This window comes from Streptomyces sp. NPDC004610, assembly GCF_040609715.1.
GTDB lineage: Bacteria > Actinomycetota > Actinomycetes > Streptomycetales > Streptomycetaceae > Streptomyces.
This window is the reverse complement of the sequence record NZ_JBEXLA010000068.1, coordinates 1-24914: the sequence shown is the minus strand read 5'-3', so window position 1 is coordinate 24914 and position 24914 is coordinate 1. Positions and strand designations below refer to the sequence as shown.

The 24914-nt window shown below is 72.8% G+C and carries 9 protein-coding genes and 1 pseudogene; 6 read left to right on the top strand and 4 right to left on the bottom strand.

Going from position 1 to position 24914, the window contains the following annotated elements:
• Positions 1–382 precede the first annotated feature (382 nt).
• From ABZX40_RS40370 to ABZX40_RS40355, 4 genes are all read left to right on the top strand, one after another.
• Positions 383–2125, top strand: a complete 1743-nt coding sequence (locus ABZX40_RS40370) for a fatty acyl-AMP ligase (protein WP_355750605.1) — start codon at positions 383–385, stop codon at positions 2123–2125.
• Positions 2126–2265: 140 nt separating this feature from the next.
• Entirely contained in the window at positions 2266–16953 is a 14688-nt protein-coding gene (locus tag ABZX40_RS40365; protein ID WP_355750608.1) for an SDR family NAD(P)-dependent oxidoreductase, read from the top strand.
• Between the two features lie 66 nt (positions 16954–17019).
• Positions 17020–19350, top strand: coding sequence for a thioester reductase domain-containing protein (locus ABZX40_RS40360; protein ID WP_355750610.1), 2331 nt, complete (start codon positions 17020–17022; stop codon positions 19348–19350).
• Positions 19347–20486, top strand: a complete 1140-nt coding sequence (locus ABZX40_RS40355; RefSeq protein ID WP_355750613.1) for an alpha/beta fold hydrolase — start codon at positions 19347–19349, stop codon at positions 20484–20486. The genes ABZX40_RS40360 and ABZX40_RS40355 overlap by 4 nt, the downstream gene beginning before the upstream one ends.
• Positions 20487–20743: 257 nt before the next feature.
• Here the strand turns inward: ABZX40_RS40355 and ABZX40_RS40350 are convergent, their stop codons facing one another.
• Entirely contained in the window at positions 20744–21142 is a 399-nt protein-coding gene (locus tag ABZX40_RS40350; RefSeq protein WP_355750615.1) for a beta-ketoacyl synthase N-terminal-like domain-containing protein, read from the bottom strand.
• Positions 21139–22278, bottom strand: coding sequence for a transposase (locus ABZX40_RS40345; RefSeq protein WP_355750623.1), 1140 nt, complete (start codon positions 22276–22278; stop codon positions 21139–21141). The genes ABZX40_RS40350 and ABZX40_RS40345 overlap by 4 nt, the downstream gene beginning before the upstream one ends.
• A gap of 237 nt (positions 22279–22515) precedes the next feature.
• Here ABZX40_RS40345 and ABZX40_RS40340 point away from each other — a divergent pair, with 237 nt between their 5' ends.
• Positions 22516–23235: a 3-keto-5-aminohexanoate cleavage protein gene (locus tag ABZX40_RS40340; RefSeq protein ID WP_355750618.1), complete on the top strand. Its 720-nt coding sequence runs from the start codon at positions 22516–22518 to the stop codon at positions 23233–23235.
• 49 nt (positions 23236–23284) lie between these two features.
• Here ABZX40_RS40340 and ABZX40_RS40335 read toward each other — a convergent pair whose 3' ends face one another.
• Positions 23285–23770: a hypothetical protein gene (locus tag ABZX40_RS40335; RefSeq protein ID WP_355750626.1), complete on the bottom strand. Its 486-nt coding sequence runs from the start codon at positions 23768–23770 to the stop codon at positions 23285–23287.
• A 374-nt stretch (positions 23771–24144) separates the two neighbouring features.
• Here ABZX40_RS40335 and ABZX40_RS40330 point away from each other — a divergent pair, with 374 nt between their 5' ends.
• Positions 24145–24318 (top strand): hypothetical protein, encoded by a 174-nt coding sequence (locus ABZX40_RS40330; RefSeq protein ID WP_355750620.1) that lies wholly within the window; start codon positions 24145–24147, stop codon positions 24316–24318.
• Here the strand turns inward: ABZX40_RS40330 and ABZX40_RS40325 are convergent.
• A pseudogene (locus tag ABZX40_RS40325) lies at positions 24246–24392 on the bottom strand (flavin-dependent monooxygenase); the annotation flags it as partial. The gene ABZX40_RS40330 and the pseudogene ABZX40_RS40325 overlap by 73 nt on opposite strands.
• Positions 24393–24914: the final 522 nt, after the last annotated feature.

Genomic DNA, 24914 nt, shown 5'->3' with positions numbered 1-24914 from the left:
CGGAGGAACTCCCACTCCTCATCAGACAGCTCATGACGACGTATCACCCGACCATGATCCACCACGCAAGATCAATTGAAGACACGCCCTAGGGCGGCAACGGCACCTGCCCAGGGCGGGCGTTGGCCTCGGCGCCCGAACGTAGGGACATCCCGGTCCACCACACGGACCGGGACACGCCCTCACCGCGACCGCGCCTGTTCGCGCACGGAGCGTGCCCGGCCACAAAGAGCCGCCCTCCCCGGACCCACCCACGGCACCCCCTCCACGACTTCCTCGACCTGGGCCAGCCGGTACCCCCGCGGGGCACGGCACTTGGACTGCGCGGACGCCGGCCTCTCCCCGACTCTCCGATCGAATCAGGCAGGGTGAGATTCTTCGCATGACCCGTTCACTGGTAGATCACCTCCTGGCACATGCCTCGCGGCAGCCCGACCAGACCGCCTACCGGTTCCTCGTCAGCGGTGATTGCGACGGAGAGATCCAGAGCATCACGTACGGGCACCTCGCCGTGCGTGCCAAGGCGATCGCCGCCCATCTTCAGGAGCACGGTCTCAGGGGGAGCCGCGCCATCCTGTTGTACCCGGCCGGGATCGAGTTCATCTGCGGTTACCTGGCCTGCCTCGCGGCCGGAGTCGTTGCCGTCCCGGGGGTGCTTCCGCGAGGCCGCAGGCAGAATCACCGTGCTCTGACCCGCTTGAGACGCCTCTTGGCGAACGCGGACGCGAAAGCCCTCTTGGGAAGCCGTCAGGTGATCTCCGATCTCGACGCGATGACCGTGCACGTTCCGGAGCTGGCCGACGTCATGCGTATGTCCACCGAGGACATCCCCGACGAGGCCGCCGCCGACTGGCGGGAGCCGGACCTCACCCTCGACTCCGTGGCCTTTCTCCAGTACACCTCCGGTTCCACGTCCTCCCCCAAGGGGGTGATCGTCACTCATGGCAACCTTCTGGACAACGTACGTATCCTGAGCGAGCGGTGGGGGCACACCCCCGATGCCGTCGCCGAGTACGGCCGCGAGATGTACGTGAGCTGGCTGCCCGTGTATCACGACATGGGCCTCATTGCCCCTGTCCTGAACTCCCTGCACCTCGGCGCGACCGCCACGCTGTTCTCCCCGCTGCACTTCCTTCAGCAGCCCGAGCGCTGGCTGGCCGCGATCAGCCGGTTCCGCCCGCACACCAGCGGCGCCCCCAACTTCGCCTATGAACTGTGCCTGCGGCATGCCACACCCGAACTCCTCGACCGCCTGGACCTCAGCCGCTGGCGGGTCGCCTTCAACGGGGCCGAACCGGTGCGGGCCGCGACTCTGCGGCGGTTCGCTGAGACCTTCGCCCCGGCAGGCTTGCGCAGGGAGTCCCTCTACCCGTGCTACGGCCTGGCCGAAGCTACCCTGATGGTCACCGGCGGTTCCCCGGACGAGGCGCCGGTCCTGCTCGCGGCCGAGGCCGCCGGGCCGCACGGTGGCGTAGCCGATGCCGCAGTCGTCGGTGTCGGCAGGCCTGGGCCCGGGATGAGCGTGGTGATCGCCGACCCGGAACGGCACGAGGAGGTCGCCGAGGGCGAGACCGGCGAGATCTGGCTGGCGGGCGCGAGTGTCGCCCGGGGGTACTGGCGCAACGCCCTTGCCACCCGGGAGGCTTTCCGCGCCACACTGGCCGGCCGGGAAGGCCGATTCCTGCGCACCGGTGACCTCGGGTTCCTGCGCGACGGCGAACTGTTCGTCACCGGCCGCCTGAAGGACCTGATCATCGTCGACGGCCGCAACCACTACGCGCAGGACCTCGAACTGTCGGCGGAGATATCCCATCCGGCGCTGCGCCCGGGTTGCACGGCCGCCTTCCCGGTCGACGGGGGCGAGGACGCGGACGGGGCACCGCTGGGGGAGCAGATCGTCCTGGTCGCCGAGGCCGTGCCGGACGCGGCTGCGCACCGGGTCCGGGAGATCACCGGCCTGGTGCGGGGCAGCATCGCCCAGGCGCACGATGTGCATGTGCGCGATGTCGTGCTCGTACGGCCCGGCACGATCCCCAAGACGTCCAGCGGCAAGATCCAGCGCCGTGCGACCCGGGCGGCCTACCTGGACGGCACTCTCGACACGATCAGCGTGCCCGCCGACTGACACGTCCCGCCACCGTACGGGTGGCCCTGCCCGCCGCCCCTCCGGTCCGGAGTGGGCGCCCGAGCCACACCGTGCCGCCCGGCGTTGCGAGTCCCTCTCGGGCGTTCGCCCGAACCCGAGTTCAGGAGGCCGCCTTCCTCATGTCTGCCAGCGAGTTCCAGAATCGGTCCGGCACACCCGTCGCCGTCACGCCGGAAGGAGTGCGGGACTGGCTGGTCTCGGCCGCCGCCGAGGCCGCGGGGCACGACCCGCTGACCGTCGGCCCGGACCGGCCACTGGCCGAACTCGGTCTGGGGTCAAGGCAACTGGTGACCCTGATCGCGGAGCTGTCCACAGTCGTCGGCCACATGCTGGATCCCGCGCTGCTCTTCGATCACCCCACGGCCGCCGCGCTCGCCGCGGCCGTGTGCGCTACCACACCGGTCCCTGCTGTGACGAGCGCACGGCACCGGCCGGCTCCGGCCGGGGACGGCCCGGACGACGCCATCGCCATCATCTCCATGGCCTGCCGCTTACCGGGGAACGCCGGCGATCCCGAGGCGCTGTGGCGGCTGCTGGACGCAGGCGAGGACGCTCTGCGCGAGGTCCCGGAAGGCCGCTGGAACACCCAAGACCTGTACGATCCCGACCCTGAAGCCACCGGCACCGCCTACTCGCTGCGCGGCGGCTACCTGAGTGACATCGACCGCTTCGACGCGGCCTTCTTCGGGATATCCCCGCGCGAGGCCGCCGCCATGGACCCGCAGCAGCGGCTGCTTCTGGAGACCGCCTGGGAGACGCTGGAGCGCGCCGGTATCGTCCCGGGCGCACTGAACGGCAGTTCCACGGGTGTCTACGTCGGCCTGTACGACAGCGGATACCTCGCCGCGGCCCCGCTCGGCCGCCTCGACGGACACGTCGGCACCGGGACGGCGTCCAGCGTGGCCTCCGGACGCATCGCCTACACCCTCGGCCTCCAGGGGCCGGCGGTCACCGTCGACACCGCATGCTCCTCGTCCCTGGTCGCTCTGCACCTGGCGGCACGGGCGCTGGCGGGCGGTGAGTGCGACCTGGCGCTGGCGGGCGGCGCCAGCCTGATGGTCACGGCGCGCGGACATGTCGAGTTCAGCCGGCTGCGCGGTCTGTCGCCCTCCGGGCGGTGCAGCCCGTTCGGGGCCGGGGCGGACGGCGTGGTGTGGGCGGAGGGCTGCGGCCTGGTGCTGCTCAAGCGGCTGGCGGACGCGCGCCGCGACGGCGACCGGGTGCTCGCGGTGATCAAGGGGAGCGCGGTCAACCAGGACGGCCGCAGCCAGGGGCTGAGCGCTCCCAGCGGTCCCGCCCAGGAACGGGTGGTGCGGGCGGCCCTGGACGCGGCCGGACTGCGGCCCGAGGACATCGACTACGTCGAGGCGCACGGCACCGGCACCCCCCTCGGAGACCCCGTCGAGGTACGCGCCCTGGCCGCCGTGTTCGGTCCCGGACGCCCCGCCGGCCGGCCCCTGGACATCGGATCGCTGAAGTCCAGCATCGGTCACACCCAGGCAGCCGCGGGCATCGCCGGTGTGATCAAGACGGTCCTGGCCCTTGACCGGGAACGGCTCCCGGCGTCCCTGCACGCCGACACCCCGACCGACCGCATCGCCTGGGAGACGACCGGCCTGCGGGTTCTGACCGATGCCCGGGACTGGCCCCGGGACGGTGACCGGACCCGCCGTGCTGGAGTGAGCGCGTTCGGGATCAGCGGTACCAACGCGCACGTGGTGCTGGAGGAGCCTCCAGCGGACCTGTCCCCCCAGGCGGGCGACGCAGACCGGCCCCGGACAGACGGCACCGGTCCGCCGGCCACGGGCGGCAAGGGCCCGGCCGCCGACGCGAGCCCGGCGGCTCCGCGCCCGGCGGGCCCCGGGAACCGGCCCCGCCTCTTCCCGCTCTCCGCGCGGACCCGGCCCGCCCTTCGCGCACAGGCCGGACGGCTCGCCGAGGCCCTCGACACGACCCGGGACCTTCCGCTGTCCGCCGTGGCCGCCACGCTGGCGCGGCATCGCACCCACTTCGAGCACCGGGCCGTCGTACGGGCCGGTGACCACGCCGCACTGCTCGCCACGCTCCGTGGGCTGGCTGCGGAGCGGACCGGGCCGGACGACCCGGTCGCCGGGCCACACCGGGCCGGACCCACGGGCAAGGTGGCGTTCGTCTTCCCGGGCCAGGGCACCCAGTGGACCGGCATGGCCCGTGACCTGCTCGACCGTGATCCGGTCTTCGCCGACGAACTCGACCGCTGCGACATCGCGCTGCGACCGTTCACCGGCTGGTCCGTGGCCGCGGTGCTGCGCGGCGATGAGGGCGCCCCCGAACTGGCCGGAGTGGCGGTCGTCCAGCCGGCGCTGTTCGCCGTGATGGTGTCACTGGCCGCCGTGTGGCGGTCCCGTGGCGTGCGCCCCGACGCCGTGATCGGGCACAGCCAGGGTGAGGTCGCGGCGGCCTGTGTCGCCGGAGCGCTCGGCCTCGACGATGCCGCCGCCGTCATCGCCCTGCGCAGCCGGGCGCTGACCGGACTGTCAGGCACCGGCACCATGGCCGTCGTGGGCCTGCCGCGCGCCGAGACCGAGGCCCGCCTCGCGGGCCTCCAGGACCACGTCTCGGTCGCCGCCCTCAACAGCGACCGCTCGACCGTGGTCGCCGGTGACGCCGGACACATCGAGGACCTGCTCTCCGGCCTCGAACGGGAACAGGTCTTCGTCCGCCGCCTCGACGTCGACTACGCCTCCCACAGCGCCCATGTCGAACCGGTGCGCACCGGGCTCCTCGGCGACCTCGACGGCATCACCGCCACCCCCACCCCGGTCACCTGGTACTCCACCGTCACCGGCGAACCCGTCGCCGCGGACCTCGACGCCGGCTACTGGTACCGCAACCTCCGCCGGCCTGTCCTCTTTGCGCCCACCGCCGCCCGCATGGCAGCCGACGGCTTCCGGTACTTCGTCGAACTCAGCCCCCACCCGTCACTGCTCACGGCCCTGCACACCGTCGCCGACAGCCTGGTCGCCGTCGGCTCCCTGCGTCGTGACGAGGACGGCCCCGCCTGTCTCGACCAGGAGATCGCCGAACTCCACGTCCACGGAGGGCCGGTCGACTGGCACCGCCTCGTGCCCGGATCCGGGCGGCCGGCCGACCTGCCGACGTACGCCTTCGACCGGGAGCGCCACTGGAGCGAGCCCGGGAGCGCCGCCGGACCCGACAGCACCGGGCACGCCCTGCTGACCTCTGCCGTCACGGTGGCCGACACCGGGCAGTGGCTGCTGACCGGGCGGCTCTCGCTCCACGCCCACCCGTGGCTCGCCGACCACCGGGTGGACGGCACGATCCTGCTGCCCGCAACCGCCCTGGTCGACCTCGCCGTGCGCGCCGGAGACCAGGCGGGCTGCCCGGTCGTCGAAGAACTCGTCCTGCACACCCCGCTGGTCCTCGCCCCCGACGACGAGATCCGCCTCCAGGTCCTTGTCGAGGCCCCGGACGGCGACAGCCGCCGCCTCACCATCCTGTCCGGCCCCGATACCGGCCCGGATGCCGTACCGGGCGGCACGGGCTGGACCCGGCACGCCTCCGGCACCCTCGCCACGGGCCCGACCCCGCCCGCCGACGACCTGACCGCGTGGCCGCCGCCCGGGGCCCTCCCCCTGCCCACCGAGAACCTCTACGACGGGTTCCACGGCACCGGCTACGGCCACGGCCCCGCCTTCCGCGGTCTGCGGGCGGCGTGGCGGGCCGGTGACGACATCTTCGCCGAGGTCGAGCTTCCCGAACCGCTCACCGGCGGCACGGACGGCTTCGGCCTGCACCCGGCACTGTTCGACGCCGCCCTGCACGCCCTTCGGGCGGGCGACGGGTCCGCCCGCGCCGACGCCCACCGCCCACCCCTGCTGCCGTTCGCCTGGTCCGGTGTGCGCCTGCACGCCACCGGCGCCTCCCGGCTACGGGTCCGTCTGCGCACCACCGGGGCCGACGAGTTCGCGCTCCTCGCCACCGACACCACCGGAGCCCCGGTCGTCACCGTCCGCGCGCTGCGGCTGCGCGCGGCGGGCGACACCCCGGCCGCCGGAGCACGCCGCTCGGACTCCCTCTACGAGGTCGAATGGACCACGGTGGCCGAGGGGTTCGGCAGCGCCCCGGTCCCCGGCGGCACGACCGTGGCGCAGGTCGCCGTCGCGGACCGCACGCCGGAGACCGTGGCCGGCGCACTGTCCGTACTCCAGGACTGGCTCGGCTCCGACCGCCACGCCGACGACCGGCTGGTGCTGGTCACCCGGGGCGCGGTGGCGACCGGTCCCGCGGACGCCGCACCCGACCCCGGCCAGGCCGCCGTATGGGGGCTGGTCCGGTCCGCGCAGGCCGAACACCCCGGACGCCTCGTACTCGTCGACGGCGAACCGGGCGGCGACACGGACACCGGCACCGGAGCGGACGGCAGCGCCTGGGCCGCCGCGGCGGCATCGGCCACCGGCGAACCGCGGCTCGCCGTGCGTGCCGGGCGGCTGCTCGCCCCCCGGCTGGCATCCGTGAGCGGGCAAAGCACCCTGGTCCCGCCCGCCGGGACCGCCGCCTGGCGGCTGACCGCAGGGGTCGGGGGATCGCTGGACGGCCTGGTGCTGGTGCCGCACCCCGAGGCCGAACGGCCCCTCGCGGCGGGTGAGGTGAGGATCGCCGTGCGGGCGGCCGGCCTCAACTACCTGGACGCGCTGATCGCGCTGCACATGATCGAGGAGGCCGGACCGGGCTGGGAACTCGCCGGTGAGGTCCTGGAGACCGGGCCCGAAGTCACGCAGTTCACTCCCGGGGACCGGGTACTGGGCCTCACTCTCGGGGACGCCTTCGCGCCGGTGGCCGTCGCGGACGCGCGGATGCTGGCGAAGATGCCCGAGAACTGGTCGTACGTGCGAGGAGCCTCGGTGCCGATGGCGTACCTCACCGCCTACTACGCCCTGGTGGACCTCGCCCGACTGGAGACGGGCGAGTCCGTGCTGGTGCACGCCGCCGCAGGCGGGGTGGGCACCGCGGCGGTGCAGCTCGCACGCCACCTGGGCGCCGAGGTGTTCGGGACCGCCAGTCCCGGCAAGTGGGCGGCGCTGAGGAGCCAGGGCCTGGACGCCGGGCACATCGCCTCCTCCCGCGACCTGGACTTCGAGCAGCGCTTCCGCGAGGCCACCGCGGGACGGGGCGTCGACGTCGTGCTCAACGCGCTGTCCGGCGCCTTCGTCGACGCCTCACTGCGCACCCTGGTGGCCGGGGGCCGGTTCGTGGAGATGGGCAAGACCGGCATCCGGGACGCCGACGAGTGCCCCGGCGTCCGGTACCGGGCCTTCGACCTGCGCGAGGCCGGCCCCGAGCGCATGGGGACGATGCTCGCGGAGGTGCTCCGGCTGTTCGCCGCCGGAACGCTGACCCCGCCCCCGGTGTCCGTGTGGGACGTGCGGCAGGCGGCCGACGCCTGGCGTCATCTGAGCAGGGGCCGCAATGTCGGCAAGGTGGTGCTGACCCTGCCACGGACACCGGACCCCGAGGGGACCGTGCTCATCACCGGCGCCACCGGAACACTCGGTGGGCTGGTCGCCCGGCACCTGGCCGCCGGGCACGGTGCACGGCACCTGCTGCTGGCCGGCCGACGAGGTTCCGGCGCCGAAGGCATGGCGCAACTTGTCGCGGACCTTGAGGAGTCCGGCGCCACCGTCACCGTCGCCGCCTGCGACGTGTCCGACCGGCAGGCCGTCGCCGCCCTGCTGGCGGGCATACCGGAACGGCATCCGCTGACCACCGTGATCCACACGGCCGGGGTGCTCGACGACGCGGTGATCGAGGACCTGACCCCCGAGCGGCTGACCGCGGTGCTGCGGCCCAAGGCGGAGGCCGCCCTGGTCCTGGACGAGCTGACCGCGGGCCTCGACCTCGCCCAGTTCGTGCTGTTCTCCTCGGCGGCCGGTGTCGTCGGCACTCCCGGCCAGGCCGGGTACGCCGCCGCCAACGCGGCCCTGGACGCCCTCGCCGAACGCCGCCGTGCGGTCGGCCGCCCCGCGCTGTCCCTGGCCTGGGGCCTGTGGGCACCCGCCAGCGGCATGACCGGCCACCTCACCGGCACCCACCTGGAGCGCCTGGCACGCGAGGGTGCCGGCACCCTCACCGCGCAGGAGGCACTCACGCTGCTCGACGCCGCCCTGGCGAGCGGCCGGAGCACAGTCGTACCGTTGAAGCTGGACACCGCCCGGCTGCCACGACCGGTGCCGCACCTGCTGCGCGGCCTGGTGAGGGAACCGGCCCGGCGCACGGCCGCCCGGAACGCACCCGACGGCACCGGCCCGACCGAGCGGCTGGCCGCCCTCCCCGAGGAGCAGCGTGCCCTCCAGGTACTCGACCTCATCCGCGCGGAGGCCGCCCGGGTACTCGCTCTGCCCGGCGCGGACACCGTCCGGCCCGACCGGCCGCTGCGCGAACTCGGCCTCGACTCGCTGACGGCCGTCGAGCTGCGCAACCGCATCGCCGCCCGCATCGGTGCCGTGCTCCCGGCCACCGTGCTGTTCGACCACCCCACCCCGGACCGGCTCGCCGGCCACCTGCTGCGCACGGTTCTCGCGACCCCCGGCACCTCACCCCCGCCGGCCCGAAAGCCGGTGGACGTGCTACCGCCGGCCGCCGACGAGCCGCTGGCGCTGGTCGGGATGGCCTGCCGTCTGCCCGGCGGCGTCAACGACCCCGAAGACCTGTGGCGGCTGATCGCCGAGGGCCGCGATGCGGTCGGTCCCTTCCCCGCCGACCGCTGGGACGTGGCATCGCTGTACGACTCCGACCCGGACGCTCCGGGCAAGACGTATGTGACGCAGGGCGGCTTCCTCGACGACATAGCGTCCTTCGACGCGGAGTTCTTCGGCATCACCCCGAAGGAGGCCGCCGCCATGGACCCGCAGCAGCGGCTGCTGCTGGAGACCGCCTGGGAAGCGCTGGAGGCGGCCGGGCTCGTCCCCGCCGAACTGGCGGGCAGCACCACCGGCGTGTACATCGGCATGACAGGCAGCGACTACCTCTCCGGAGCCAGCCTCGACCGGCTGGACGGCTACACCGGGACCGGCAGTGCCGCCGGGGTCGCCTCGGGCCGGCTCGCCTATACCCTCGGCCTGAACGGGCCCGCGCTGAGCGTGGACACGGCCTGCTCCTCGTCGCTGGTGTCCATCCATCTCGCGGCGCAGGCGCTGCGCGCGGGCGAGTGCGATCTCGCGCTCGCCGGCGGGGTCACGCTGATGGTGACACCACAGGTCTTCGTCGAGTTCAGCCGGCTGCGCGCGCTGTCCCCGACGGCCCGCTGCCGCTCCTTCTCCGACGCCGCCGACGGCACCGTGTGGGCGGAGGGAGCCGGAATGGTCGTGCTCAAGCGGCTCAGGGACGCCCACCGCGACGGAGACGAAGTGCTGGCCGTGCTCCGTGGCACCGCCGTCAACCAGGACGGCCGCAGCCAGGGACTGTCCGCGCCGAACGGTCCGGCGCAGGAACAGGTGATCCGGCGGGCCCTGGAACTGTCCGGGCTGGCTCCCGGCGACATCGACTACGTGGAGGCGCACGGCACCGGCACCGCGCTCGGTGACCCCATCGAGGCGAACGCCCTGGCCGCCGTCTTCGGCGCCGGACGGGACAGGGACCGCCTCCTTTGCCTCGGCTCCCTGAAGTCCAACATCGGTCACGCGCTGGCCGCTTCAGGAGTGGCCGGGCTGATCAAGGTGGTCCAGGCGCTGCGCCACGAGACCCTGCCGCGCACCCTGCACGCCGACCCGCCCAGCCGCCATGTCGACTGGGACGGCTCCGGGTTGCGGCTGCTGCACCGGCCGGTCGCCTGGACGCGGGCGGAACGCGTCCGCCGGGCCGGGGTCAGCGCTTTCGGTATCGGCGGCACCAACGCCCACGTCGTCGTCGAGGAGGCGCCCACGCCCGCCCCCCGGCCGGCGCCCGCGCCGTCGCCCGGCAAACATCTGTTCGTGCTCTCCGGCCGGGGCGAGAGCGCCCTGCGGCGCCAGGCGGCCCGACTGGCCGCGCACGTCACCGAGGACACACCACTGCCCGGCCTCGCCCACACCCTGGCCCGGCACCGCGGCCACTTCGAGCGGCGTGCCGCATTCGTCGCCCGCGACCCCGGCGAACTGCGATCCGCTCTGCGAGGACTGGCCACGGGCACGACCGGGCCCGGCCCGGCCCGTGACGAGCCGGGCGGCAGGACAGCGTTCGTCTTCGCCGGGCACGGCGGCCAGTGGCCGGGCATGGGCGTGCGGCTCGCGGCCGAGTCGGAGGCGTTCCGCGAGGAACTGGCCCGGATCGACGCGGCCGTGCACCGACAGGCCGGCTGGTCCGTGCTGGACGCTCTGCACAGCGGGGACACGGCCGGCCTGGAACGGACCGATGTCCTCCAGCCCGTGCTGTTCGCCGTCGGGGCCTCGCTGGCCGCCGCGTGGCGCGCCCTCGGTGTCCTCCCGGACGCGGTGGCCGGGCACAGTCTCGGCGAGATCGCCGCCGCCTACAGCACGGGCGCCCTGAGCCTGGACGACGCCGTCACCGTGATCACCGGCCGGGCGCGGGCGGTCGCACCACTGGCCGGCGAGGGTGGCATGATCTCGGTCGGGCTGCCCCGGCCGCAGACCGAGGAGTTCCTCGCTCCCTACGCCGGACTGCTCTTCGTCGCCGCGGTCAACAGCCCCCACTCCACCGCCGTCTCCGGCGAAGCGCGGGCCCTCACCGACCTCACCCGGCGGCTCACGGAGGCAGGCGTTCCCCTCCGGCGGCTGTCCACGCCGTTCGCCTCCCACACCCCGCTGATGGAACCCCTGCGCGCGGACCTCCTCGCCCGCTTCGCCCAGGTGCGTGGCGACGACAGCCCGGTTCCGCTGTACTCCACCGTGGACGCGGAGCCGCTGCCCGGCCACCGGCTGGACGCCGCGTACTGGTTCGCCAACCTCCGCAGCCCGGTCCGCTTCGCCGACACTGTCCGGCGGATGCTCGACGACGGCTACCGGTACTTCGTGGAGCTGAGCCCCCACCCCTCGCTGGGCGCCTCCATCGAGGCGGTGGCGGCCGAGGCCGGCGTCAACGCGGTCACCGTCGCCTCCCTGCGGCGCGACGACGACGGCCATGACGCGCTGCTGCGCCGGCTGGGCGAGCTGTACACAGCCGGACACGACCCCGACTGGACGGTGCTCCACCCCGCCGGGCGCCGGGTCGACCTGCCCGGCTACGCCTTCACCCGCGAACGCCACTGGCTGGCGGCGCCCCCCGCCTCCGCCCCGGCAGGCCCCGGCTCGCCCCTGCTCGGAACCCACCTGGAGTCAAGTGACGAACCCGGCCGTCACCTCTTCCAGACCGAACTCGACCTGCGCGACGAGCGCTTCGCCTACCTCGCCGACCATCGTGTCGACGGCGAGATCTGGCTGCCCGCCGCCGCCTTCCTCGCCATGACACTGGAGGCCGCGGCCTCGCTCGGACAGGACGCCGGGACCGGTCTGAGCGACGTCCGCTTCGTACGGCCGCTGCGACTGGACATCCACACGCCGGTCCGGCTCCAGCTCGTCCTGCGCCCGAACGGGGACGGGGCCTGGGACTTCACCATCTCCTCCGGTCCCGTGGCCCCAGGACCCACCGGATGGGAAAAACATGTGCGGGGACGGCTGACCGCCGTCGCGGCCGGGAGCGATCCGGGACTCGGCGAAGGGCGGGAACGGTGCGCGGACCAGGCTGACCTGGCCGAGGTGTACGCCGGCCTCGCCGCCCGCGGCATCGACTACGGCCCCGGTTTCCGCAACCTGGAGGAGGCCCGCCGCACCTCCGACGCGGCCGTCGGCCGGCTCGTCCCCAGGCCCGCCTCGGGCCACCTGCTGCACCCCGCAGTCCTCGACGCCGCCTTCCACCTGTGTGCCGTGCCCGGCCAGGCGCCGCCCGACGGGACGTTCGTCCCCGCCCGGGTCGGCCGGCTCCGTCGCACCGCACACGCCGCCCGGCCGACGTGGGTGACCTGCGAACTGCGCTCGACGGCCGCCGACGCGGTCACCTTCGACCTGCGGCTGTACGACGAGAGCGGACACCTCCTGTGGGAGATCGGGGAGTTCGAGGTGACCGCGCTCCCACCTGACACCCCCCTGTTCGAGACCCGCTGGCAGCCGGCTCCCGCCGCCGGTACCCCGGCCGGCGCGGGCGCCTGGCTGATCCTCGCCGACACGACGGGTGTGGCCGATGCGCTCGCCGAGCGGCTCGACGCCGCGCAGGCGCCGTATGTCGTGGCCTGCCGCGGAACGGAGTTCGGCGCCGCCGGCCCCGGCCGGTATGTCCTCGACCCCGCCGCCCCCGAGCAGGTGTCACTGCTGCTCGACGAAGCGTTCCCGGCCGGACCACCCGAGCGGGTGGTCCAGCTGACGGCACTCGACGCCCCGCCCGTCCAGGACCCGCACACGGCCGAAGAAGCGGCCCGGCTGTGCTGCCTGGCGCCCCTGAACCTGGTGCGCGCCCTCACCGCCCGGCCCCAGGGCCCTGCGCCCCGGCTGTTCGTCGTCGTACGCGGCAGCCAGGCCGCCACGGACAGCCGTGACGTCACCCGTCCCGAGCAGGCACTCGCCTGGGGCTTCGCGCTGACCGTGGCCCAGGAACACCCCGAGTTCGCGACCACCCTGATCGATCTGCCGTCCACCGGCGGCGCCGACGCCCTGTGGAGGCAGCTGCGGCACGCGGACGACGAACGTCTCGTCGCCCTGCGCGACACCGGGCGTCTGCTGCCGCGGCTGACCCGCACCCGTCCCGACGACGGCGGCCACGGCTCCCTCGGCCCGGACGGTGTGTACCTGGTCACCGGCGGTCTGGGCGGGCTCGGCCGGGTCGTCGCCGAGCGGCTGGTCGAGGGGGGTGTGCGCCGACTGGCCCTGATGGGCCGCGGCACCCCCGGCGACGACGCAGCCGCCTGGATCGCGGGGCTCGAACAGCGCGGGGCGCGCGTACACGTGGCCCGCGCCGACGTCGCCGACCGCGACGCGCTGGTGTCCGCCCTGGACGGCGTACGCCGAGAAGCCGGCCCGATCGCCATGGTCGTCCACGCGGCCGGTGTGATCGACGACGTCGGCCTCGCCGGTCTGACCGCCGACCGCGTCCGGGCCGTCCTCGCACCCAAGGTCCTGGGCACCGCCCTGCTCACCGAACTCGTCCCCGAGGCCGGGGACCTGGTGCTGTTCGCGTCGGCCGCCGGTCTGCTCGGCTCGGCCGGGCAGAGCCACTACGCGGCGGCCAACGCCTTCCTGGACGCCTGGGCGCACCACCTCTCCCACGCCCGGCGCCGGGCGCTCAGCCTGGACTGGGGGACCTGGGCCGACGTCGGCATGGCCGCCGGCACCGGCACCGACGGACTGATCGCGTTCTCCCCCCGGGCCGGCGGTGAGCTGTTCACCCGGATGCTGCCCAGCGCCCGCCGCCAGCTCGCACCTCTCGCGCTGGACATCGGCACGCTCTCCTCCGGCAGGGACATCCACAGCACCCGGCAGATCCTGGCCGACCTGGTGACCGTCCCGCCGGCCACGGCGGAACCGGGGGACCCGCTCGTCACCCGGGCGCTCGCGGCGGGCACGGGCGAGGAGCGCGAACACCGCCTCGAAGCCTATGTCAGAGCCAGGATCAGCGAGGTGTCCGGCGGAGCCGCGGTCACCTCGGCGGCCACAGCCCTGAAGGAACTCGGCCTGGACTCCCTCATGCTGGTGCGCCTGCGCAACACCTTCGCCCGCGAACTCGGCGCCGAGGTCCGGACCGCTGCGGTGTTCTCCGCACCCGACGTCCGTGCGCTGGTCCGCGCCCTGACCGAGGCCCTCCCCGCCCCCGGCACCACAGCGCCCCAGAAGCAGTCACAGGCCGCAGCCGCGCCCGCCGAGGTGGCCGCGCCCCCCGCGAGCGAACTGCGCCCGGCGACCCGTGACATCCTGCGGCTGCTGCGCAGCGCCCGCCCCGGCGTACCCGACGCCGCCCACACCGTCGGCCTGGCCGTCCGGCTCGGACGGCCGACCACTCGGGAGACCCTCGGCGGTGTTCTCGCCGGCCTGGCCGCACGCCACGCCGCCCTGCGCACCGCGATCGTCACCGACGGCGACGGCAGGAAGCAGATGCGGGTGTCCCGGGAGGCGGCACGGTCCCTGCTGCGCTGGAGACGTCTGCCCGCCGACGAGGAGCCCGACGCCACCGATGGCCTGCGGCGACTGATGGAGGAGCCCTTCGATCTGACGCGCGCGCCCCTGTGGCGGTTCGAGATGCTGGACTCCCCGGACCGCGGCCAGATCCTGGTGTTCGGCGCGCACCACGCGGTGAGCGACCTGCAGTCACTGCTGCTGGTGGCGGCGGAGATCGACACCGGCCTGTCCGGCGCCCCCCTCGACAGCACCGTCACCAACCGGGACATCGACCTGCTCGTCGAGACCCAGCGCACAGGACGGCCCCGCGCCACGACAGCCGAATGGCGCGAGGCGTTCCGGGACAGCGCCAGACTGGACCTCACCCTGAGCCGACCGCGCCCGAAGACCCGCTCCTACCGCGCCGGCAGTGTCACCGTGCCGATCCCCGACGCACTCATGGAACGCGTCACCGCGGCGGCCGGCCGGCTCGCCGTGACACCGGCCGCGTTCTGCCTGGGCGCGCTGACCGTGCTGCTCGCCAGGCGCCGTGAACGCGAGCGCTTCGTGCTCGCGGTACCCGTGGACACCCGCATCCACGCCGACACCGTCGACGCGGTGGGCTTCTTCGGTGTCCCCGTGCCCTTCCCGGCCGAGGCGCGGCCCGAGGAGCGGGTCGAGGACGTGCTGCGGCGCACCGACCACCGCCTCGCGACGATCCTCGCCCCGGGCGCGATGTTCAGCGACGTCCTGCCCGTACTGGCCGAGGAGGGCCTGCACCGCGCCGACGCTCCGCTCGTCGAGGTGTACTTCAACTTCATCCGCTCCTCGGCCGGCGCCCTGACGGGCCTCGATGTGCTGCCTGCCGGGACCGGCTGGTCCGACCTCGACCTGATGATCATCATGAGCCCCGACACGGGAACCCTGCGGCTCGACCACAACCTCGACATCCTCGACGCGGCGGCCACCGCCGAGTTGGGCGCGGACCTGGTCAGCCTGCTCGCCGAGACAGCACGGGACGCCACGGCGCCGGTGCGCACGACCGCAACCGCACCTCCGCCCCCGCCCCCGGCGGGCGCTGTGCCCCGCCCGGCATCGCGCGGCACGCTCGCCCTCGCCGCCACCTTCACCCTCGGCCACCTCCCGGCGATGTGCGAGGCCGCCCTCAAGGCGGAGGCATCACACGGCGGGGGCCTGACCGTGACGCAAGCTCCCTACCACCATGTGCTGGCGAGCCTGCGGGACCCCTCGGGCGTCCTGGCCGACCCCACCACATCAGTAGCCGTGGTGCTGCTGCGCGCGGTGGACCTCCAGCGGTTCGGCCCCCTGGACACCGCCCTCCTCGACGAACTGCGCGCCGCCTACCCGGCCGCGCTGCGGGCCCTCGCCGAACGCACCCGCAAGCCGCTGATCGTCGGATTCCCGCCGAGCGCGCGAACCGAGGAACGGCTCGCAGACTGGGAACGCGAGGTCGCCGCCGAACTGGCCCGGTCACCCGGCATAGCGGTCCTCGACATGGACGAATGGCCCCGGCCGCACCAGGCCGCCGGGCCCTTCGACGAGCGCACCGAACGGCACGCGCACCTTCCGTTCACCCCGCCCTTCCAGGCCGCCCTGGCCCTGCGGATCACCCAGGCCGTCAACGCCGTCCGGCGGCCCGTCCCGAAGGTGATCGCCGTCGACGGCGACGAGACCCTGTGGGGCGGGGTGGCCGGCGAGATCGGACCGGAGGCCGTGGATCTGACCGGCCCGCGCGCGCTGCTGGCCCGCAAGCTGCTGCGGTGGCGGGCCGCAGGCACCCTGCTCGCCCTGGTCAGCAACAACGACGAGGACACCGTCCGGGCCGTCCTCGGAAGATCCGACAGCCCGCTGAAGCCGGAGCACTTCAGTGTGCTCTCCGCCGCCTGGACCCCCAAGCCCGAACGTGTCACCGCCATAGCCCACAGCCTCAATCTCGGCCTGGACAGCTTTCTGTTCCTGGACGACAACCCGACCGAGATCGCGAGAATGCGCGGCGCGCTGCCACAGGTGCTGTCGGTGACCTGCCCCCCGGGCGACGCCCTGACGGAGTTCCTGGGCCGGCTGTGGCCGCTCGTCCCGGCCCCGGCCACCGCCGAGGACACCCTGCGAGCCGGCTTCTACGACCAGGAACGCCGACGGGACGCGATCCGTGCGCGCACCGGTGCGGAGTTCGAGGAGTTCCTCGCGCAACTGGAACTCCAGGTAGACATCCGTCCCCTGGCGGAGACCGACGTCCCACGGGCCGAACAACTCCTGCGCCGCACCCATCAGTTCACCCTGCGTGCCCGGTCCGCCGACGACGGTGACCTCACCCGCTGGCGGGAGACCGGCGAGGTCTGGACCGCCTCGGCCCGCGACCGGTTCGGCGACTACGGCCTGATCGGCCTGCTCGCGATCCGCGTGGACGGTGACCCGATCGACGTGCAGGGCTGGCTGATGAGCTGCCGGGCGCTCGGCCGGGGCATCGAGGAACACCTGCTGCAATGGCTGGCCGGCCGCGCGCGGGAACTCGACCGGGGCGCGGTCCGGTTCACGGCCGAGCGCACACCGCGCAACGCGCCGGCCCGCGGACTCCTGGCCGCGCTCGGCGGCGCCGCCCCGGACGGTGACCGCCTGGAAACCGTGGTCACCCCCGAAGACCTGCGGCTCTTCCGCTCCTGGCGGCACCAGTGACAACACCTGCCGCGGTCCGGGGACCCGGCACGGACGAAAGGACGGCGCACACCGTGAAGGTGTCCCATGCGTGACATGAACGACGAGGCGTCGGCCTACGCCGACCGGCACGCGACGGCGCAGTCGATCGAATGGGACGACGGGCCCAGCGTGAACGACCTGCTGGCCGAAGTCCTGCCCGCGACGGCCGGACCACCGACACCGGAGCAGGAACCGGCAGCGCCCACAGCACAGGACGCCGCCTCCCCTCCGACCGGCCTCGACTCCCTCGCCGCCGCCGTCACCGCCGTGGCCGGACGGCACCTGCCCGCCGGTCATCTGACCCCCGACACCGACTTCTTCGACGCCGGCGGCACCTCCGTGAGCGCCGTGGAACTGGTCGCCGCGCTGGAGCACGACCTGGACCTCAGGACCGACCTGGACGAGGTGTTCGCCGACGCCCGCCCCCGCAGCATCGCCCGGCGCTGGCTTGAAGCCGACCCCGCCGCGCCCCACCCCCCGACCGTCCCGGCACCGGCCCCCGCGGCCCGCACACCCGTCCCCCCCTACACCAGGGCCCGCCGCGAGGATCTCGACCAGATGCTGGCCGACCTCACCCTCCCCGACCGGCTGCCCCTCGTCGACGATCCCGATCCGTCACCGCCACGCCGGATCCTGCTGACCGGCGCCACCGGGTTCCTCGGCAGCCACCTGCTCCTCGACCTGCTCCGCAACAGCGACGCCCACCTCCACTGTCTGGTCCGCGCCGCCGACGAGGAGGCCGCGCTCGACAGACTCGGCACGGCCCTGCGCAGCTACCACCTGCCGTGGTCCAGGGAGATCCGCCGCCGCGTCACCGTCCTGCCCGGCGACATCCGCCGGCCCCACCTGGGCCTGCCCGACGATGTCTGGAACGACCTGGCCCAGAAACTCGACAGCGTGGTGGGCGCAGCCGCCGCAGTGGACTTTCTGCGCGGCTACCACTCCCTGCGCGCCAGCAATGTCCTGGGCACCCTGACCCTGGCCGAACTCGCCGCCACGGGACGACCCAAGCCGCTGCACCACATCTCCTCGATCGCCGTCTTCAACCAGGTCGGCATCACCTCCATGGGCGAGGACGACCCTCTCGCCCACCCCGACCGCCTCATATCCGGCTACGACCAGACCAAGTGGGTGGCCGAGGCCGCCCTGCGCCGTGCCCGCGACCGCGGACTGGCCGTCAGCGCCCTGCGACCCGGAGGCATCGGCGGCCACACCAGAACCGGCGCCCACAACCCCCAGGACCTCAGCAGCGGCTTCATCTCGGCCTTCGCCCGCTTCCGCACGGTCCCGGCCTTCCGCCACCTCAACGCGGCGCCCGTCGACTGGGTGAGCCGCATGGTCACCGCCGTGGTCTGCGAGCCCGACGCCTGGGGCTACGACTACCACCTCACCGGCGTGCCCAGCACCCTCGACGACGTCGTACGCGACATGGCCCAGGGCGGTATGAACGTACGCGTGCAGGACTGGGACGAGTGGCGGAGCAAAGTGCTGGCCCGGCTCGAAGCCGAACCGGTGCCTGGGCTCGACTTCCTGACGAAGGTGCTGCGCAGCCCCACGGCCCTCAAGCTCTGCGAGGCCACACTCAAGGGACCCGCCGCCCGCGACGACCGCACCCGCACCCTCACGAAGGCACTGGACCTGCCCGCCCCGGCCCGCTACGACTCCCGGGCACAGCTCTCCACGTTCGAGCGGCTGGCGGAGGACGGTCTCAGCCGGCTCCCGCACCGGACCGACCAGCCCTACCTGTGGTTCCCCGAGACCATCGAGGGCACCGTAGGCCCGAACGGCACCACCCCCGACACCCCCTGCGCGATGGCGCTGACCCTGTCCATCGCGAGCATGCACCAACTCGTCCGGGACCGCCGGATCGATGTCGCAGGCCTGCTGACCTGCGGCGCAGTGCACCCAGAACCACTCGTTGTCGAGCACGGCGACATCTGGGTCCGACCCGAGGAGGGCATCCCGAACCGGCACGGCATACGCCATCCACTGCTCCGCTACCGTCTCCGGCTGCGCGACACCGACGGAGGCGTCTGGTGGCTGGAAGGACACAAGTACGCCCGCGCCCGCCGCGACGTGTGGCGTCAGACCCGCACGCTGACCATCGGGATCGGCCGTGAGAGCGAACCCATGAGCCTGACCGGCGAGGTCGTCGTACCCGCCGGCAGTTACGTCCGCGAACAGATCGACGGTATCCGTGTCGATCCACGTCTCACCTCCCAGGAGAAGCGGGCCGCGAAGCTCACCTGGCTCACCTGGTTCGGCCTGGAGATCGGCCGCGGCATGGTCGCCCCCTTCGCCCGCGCCGCCGCCGACATCCTCGAACTGCGCCGCGGAACAACCACCTCCACGACGTCCACGGAGGACCACCGATGATCTTCAGAACGGCCTCCGCGACCCCCCGGCCGGCCCTGCGCCGGGTACGCACCACCACGGTCCTGCGCCCGCTGCGCCACCGGCTCGACCCCGCCCGGGTCGAAGAGATCCCCTTTACGGCAGACGACGGCGTCCGCGTTGGTCTCACCCGGATCGACAGCGGCGCCCGGGACCGCCCCGCCGTCCTGCTGCTGCACGGCCACACCGCCTCCAGCGACATGTTCCTGCTGCCCGAGACCCGCAACCTCGTCGACGTCCTCCTCGACGACGGCTACGAGCCCTGGCTCCTGGACTGGAGGGGAAGCTGCCGGCTGCCGTACAACGAGAACGGCGGACGCTACACCTACGACGACGTGGCCCTGTACGACATCCCCGCGGCCGTCTCGCAGATCCGCACCCGGCTCGGCACCGACCGGCCGCTGTTCGTCGTCGCCCACTGCATCGGCTCCCTCGCCCTGTCGATGAGCCTGACAGCCGGGCTGGTGCCGGGCCTGGCGGGCGTGGTGTCGCAGGGTGTGTTCCTGACGCCCAAGCTGGCGGGCCGCACGTCACTGCTGATGAACCTGGCCGCGGAACTGCTGAAGAACCGCGTCGACCACATCCCCGTCGACTTCCGCAAGGTGGGCCTGTGGTCGAAGTACTCCCCGCTGTTCGCCTGGGCCTCACGCAACGCGTCCTGCCCGGACCCCACCTGCCAGATCCTGCACAACTCGGCGTGGGGCACCGGTGCCTCGCTCTTCACGCACCAGCACCTGACCGAGACCACTCACGACCGCCTCGCCGAACTCCTCGGTCCCGCCCCGCTCTGGACCGTGCCGCATCTGCGCCGCATCGAACTGGCCCGCACCGTGGTCCGCTGGAACGACACGGACCACCGCTACCGCACACTGCCCCAGAACGCCCTGGACGCCGCCGGGCGTATCGACACACCGCTCCTGCTCCTGTCCGGAAGCGAGAACGGCCTGTGGCTCGACTCCCAGAAACTCTGCCGTGACGTCCTGGCCCGGCGCCAGCCCTTGCTGGACGTGACCTACGCCGAGATTCCCGGATACGGCCACCTCGACACGTTCATCGGCCGCGGCGCAGCCCTCGACGTCTTCGGGCATATCCTCGACTTCCTCTCCGCACACAGATGAAGAACGACCATGGGTGCCGGTGACGTAGTCCAGACAGGCCCACCGCTTGCCGCCGTTGGCCAGGACGTCTGGTTCATGTCTTCAGCTCGCGTGTTTCCGCCTTGGGCTGGTTGGGATCCGAGGAGAGGAATGCCGCGAGTCGGCTGGTGTGCGGATGCGGGTTCACCGCGGAAACCCGCCATGGAGAGAGCCGGACGGAGACCGCCGTCATTCCTCACCGAGAGGCATTCGGCCTTGTGGCCCGCGCGGGCGTCCCGTCAGTGTCCGCCCTCTCCCGTGCCCCCTCGTGTTCTGACGGTCCTGCGGGCGCGGGGTCCGCTCTCGCCTTCTCCGTAGACGGGATCGTCGTCGGCGAGCGCCGCCTCCGGCGGTTTGAGCAGCAGGCAGACGGCGCCCTCGCCGCGTATGTATCCGTCGGCGGCGGCGTCCAGCGGCCGGGCCCGGTCGCACAGTACGAACACCCCGCCGACGAGCGCCGCCGGGCACTCGTCCGCCCGCAGGGCGGCCACGGCCAGGGCGAGCGCGGTCATCCCGCTGGCTGAGGCGGTGTCAGGCTGGAGATCCCGAGGACGTCGGCGTTCTCCTGCTCGACGACGGCCACGCCCCCGGCCAGGTGTCCGACGGGCCAGGACCAGGCCGGGCCCCGAAGCGATCAAGGAGGGGCCGTGGTGACGCCGACACCTTCTCCAGCACTGATCGCTGTGGTCGGGCCTGTCGAGCAGGCACTGCTCACGGCGAACTGGCGCACGCGGACAGCGGTCGGGTGGTGGAAGGCAATCCCCGCTGGTACCTGCTGAAGAACGAAAGCGCTGTTCCGCCGCCCGCCGACGGGAACATCACCGCGGCACCCGACGGGTGCTGAAGGTGACCCGCTGACCTTCCCGCGTGCCCCCGCTTCTGCGGACGCCCATCGGTCCTGCTCCGCAGCCTCATTCATGTCTGCTGCGGACTCGGCACCGAGCCTGGGGCCCATGCCGGGCAGGCTGCGGATCACCTCGGCATGCGGATGCTCGCGAAACTTGGCTTCGATCAGGGCGTCGAGTTCGGCGATCTCCTCATCGAGGGCCATCACCCCCTTCGCGAGGCGGGCCACCATAGCGGCGGCCAGTGTCTCGCCGGGCAGCGCGGTCTGCTGGGCCTGGGCGGCCTCGATGGCCGTGCGAGCAAGCGCGGCGGCGCCGCGGACCTTGCGATTCTTCAGCCAGGTCTCGATCCGCTTCGCGCCTGCCCGGCGGATCGCGGCTGGGGTCTGGTAACCGGTCAGCAGCATGACCGGCCCTTTGTTGACGAGTTCCAGAGACCGCTCCACCTCCCGGAACATCTCAAGGAGTTGAGCCCGAAGGCGGTTGATCTGCCGGGTGCGGTCGAAGACCACGTCCAGGCGTCGTGTCGTCAGTGTGCGGAGGTCGACGGCGATCTCGTCGCCGGGCCGCAGCAGGCCGAGGTCTCGGCGGACGCGAGCCTGGTCGGCGATGACGAAGGCGTCCTTCGCGTCGGTCTTGCCCTCGCCCTTGTAGGTGGCCGAGGCCCGGTGGACCGCCAGGCCGGTGAGGTAGGCCATGGGCTGGCCGTGGCTGAGGAGCAGGCCGATCAGCAGGGCAGCGCCGCCGTGGTTGAGGTCGACAGCCCACAGTACGTCGGTGGATATCGCCAGGACATCGCCGATGAGCTGGAGCAGCTCGGTCTCGTCGTTCAGGACCCGGCGGGACAGCAACCGCTCACCGTCCGTGTTGATCACCACGCAGTGGTGGTGTTCCTTGCCGATGTCCACTCCGGCCCAGATCTCGGGCACGGCCACCTCCGCCAGTTCGTCGTCTCACCTGTCACCCGCAGACGACCTCGCCGACGTTGTCCTACAGCAGCGATCGAGTCGCGTCTCCCAATTGGCGGTCGAGTCGTCGCGGGGCTCCGGGCGGCCAAGTCCTTTGAGCCGTCGAACCGGCGCCACCGTGACAGCCATACCCAGAGCCCCTGGGCCCTCCGATCTTACGAATGACCAGAGCAACCACCCTTGAAAGGTAGGACCACCGTGTTTCTGAAAGCCGCCGTCAACGGCGGGCGCTCCCGGACCGAGCACCCCACCGTCCCGGTCACCGCGGAGCAGATCGCCACCGACACCGCGGCGGTGCTCACCGCCGGAGCGGACATCGTCCACTTCCCTGTGCGCACCCCGGACGGCGGCCAGACCATCCGCCCCGACGCGCTCGCCGAGGTGCTGCGCGCGATCCGCGCCGCCGCCCCCGGCGCCGTGGTCGGCACCACCACCGGCCTGTGGACCTGCTCCGGCCCCGAGGAGCGCTACGAACTGGTCAAGTCCTGGGACGTACTGCCCGACTTCGCGTCCGTCGCCTTCTGCGAGGAGGGCGCGACCGAGACCGCCGAACTGGTGGTGGAACGCGGCATGATCCTCGAAAGCGCCGTCTGGACGATGGACGACGTCCCCGCCCTGCTCGCCTCACCCACCCTGCACGACAACGTACGCATCCTGATCGAGCCGGTGGAGGAGGACCCCGAGAAGGCGGTCGCCGCGGCCCGCGCGATGGCGGAGCGGATCGTCGCCGCGGGCGTGACCTGCCCGTTCCTCTACCACGGCGAGGGCGCCACGGTCTGGCCCCTGGTCCGGGCCGCCGCCGAGGACGGCCACCAGACCCGCATCGGCTTCGAGGACGGCACGACCCTGCCCGACGGAACGGTCGCCGAGGACAACGCGGCGCTGGTACGGGCGGTACGGGAGGCGACGGCGGCCTGACACCGCCGCACGACAGGAACGGGACGACGGGAGGACCGTCGTCCCGTTCCTAGACGAAGGGCGTCCCAGCGTCGAGCCCCGACAGCAGCCTGCCGTACAGCTCCAGGTTGGCGGCGGGGTTGACGAACGAGTGCACGTTCAGGGCGTTCAGGTCCCGTACGATCCGCTGGATCGGCACCTCCCGGTGCAGGGACGAGGCACCTGAAGCGGACCCGATCAGATCGGCCGCCTCCTTGCAGAGCCGGGCCAGATACCCGCACTGCGCCCTGACCCGGGCCCGCTCCCGCGTCGTGTACGGCTCTTTGCCAGCCGTCTTGGATTCGATCAGCCCCAGGATTTCCGCGGTGAGCAGTTCCGCGGCGGAGACCTTCAGCTCGGCCTCGGCGAACTGGAGATGGGTCACCGGGGCCTCGTGCTGGCGCTCGTAGATGGTGTACGTGATGCCCCGCCGGTGGATGCGCTCGCCGAACTCCACCAGTGCCGCCCGTCCCAGACCGAGGGCGCTCGCGGCCGTCCAGGCACAGAACAGCAGCATCACCGGCAGCCCGTAGAACGGGTCGGCGCTGCTGCGCCGCCCCGTAGAACGGGTCGGCGCTGCTGCGCCGCGACGGGAACCTGCCCTCCAGTAACGGCGCCACCCGCAGGACACGATGGGCGGGCACCTGGACATCCTGGGCGACGACGGTGTTGCTGCCGCTTCCGGTCAGACCGGTGACATCCCAGTCGTCCAGCACCTTGAGATCGGTCATGGGGATCGCCAGCCAGAGCATCTCCGGCGGGCCTTCCCCGGTGTCGTCCAGCGCGGTCAGCAGATGCCAGTCGGCGTCCTGGCAGCCGGTCGCGAAGGGGGATTTCCCGTTCACCACATAGCCGCCGTCCACGGGAACGGCTTTCGAGCCGGGGACGAGCGTGCCACCGACCCGTACGTCGGGACTGGCGAAAATCTCGTCCTGGGCCTCGTCGGGGAACAGGGCCGCGACGTACGGGGTCCCGCCCTGGATCACCGCCATGTACCCGGCCGACCCGCACGCGGCGGAGATCTCGCTCAGCGCCTCGATCTGGGTCCGCAGCGGGGTCTGGTAACCCCCGTAGTGCCGGGGGATGTTCATCCGCTGGATCCCGGCGCCGGCGAGCGCCTCGACGACCTCGCCCGTCACCCGCCGCTGCTGCTCCGCGCGTGCGGCGTGCGAGCGGACGAGCGGCTTCAGCTCGCGTACGCGTGCGACGAGGCCGGTGTCCGAAGGGGGTACTGACGAACCGGGCAAGGGACGACCTCCGGTATCGGGTCAGAAGAACTCTCACCGTCGCGCCCAACTTCGGGACTGTCAATGCCACGTCGACGCGGCGAAGTTGATCCCTCGCTCCCGACGCAGCTGGTCTATACCAAATGACGGTGTCCCAGTACCCTCATCCGCAACCAGGAGCACACCATCCCCCCACTCAGGTCGTGTGCCGGGGCGGTCAGCACCCCACGACAGGCCCCCGGCAGCCGCTCGACCTGCCGATCCACCGCCTCCAGGAGGATCACGGTGAAATTCCGCACCAGAAGCTCGGCGATCATCGGCACCATCTGTCTGGTCGCCTCCCTAGGGCGTGTCTTCAATTGATCTTGCGTGGTGGATCATGGTCGGGTGATACGTCGTCATGAGCTGTCTGATGAGGAGTGGGAGTTCCTCCGT

Coding starts and splice junctions, on each gene's coding strand:
- ABZX40_RS40355 (WP_355750613.1), top strand. CDS start 19,347: ATGATCTTCAGAACGGCCTCCGCGACCCCCCGGCCGGCCCTGCGCCGG.
- ABZX40_RS40360 (WP_355750610.1), top strand. CDS start 17,020: ATGCGTGACATGAACGACGAGGCGTCGGCCTACGCCGACCGGCACGCG.
- ABZX40_RS40335 (WP_355750626.1), bottom strand. CDS start 23,770: ATGCTGCTGTTCTGTGCCTGGACGGCCGCGAGCGCCCTCGGTCTGGGA.
- ABZX40_RS40370 (WP_355750605.1), top strand. CDS start 383: ATGACCCGTTCACTGGTAGATCACCTCCTGGCACATGCCTCGCGGCAG.
- ABZX40_RS40365 (WP_355750608.1), top strand. CDS start 2,266: ATGTCTGCCAGCGAGTTCCAGAATCGGTCCGGCACACCCGTCGCCGTC.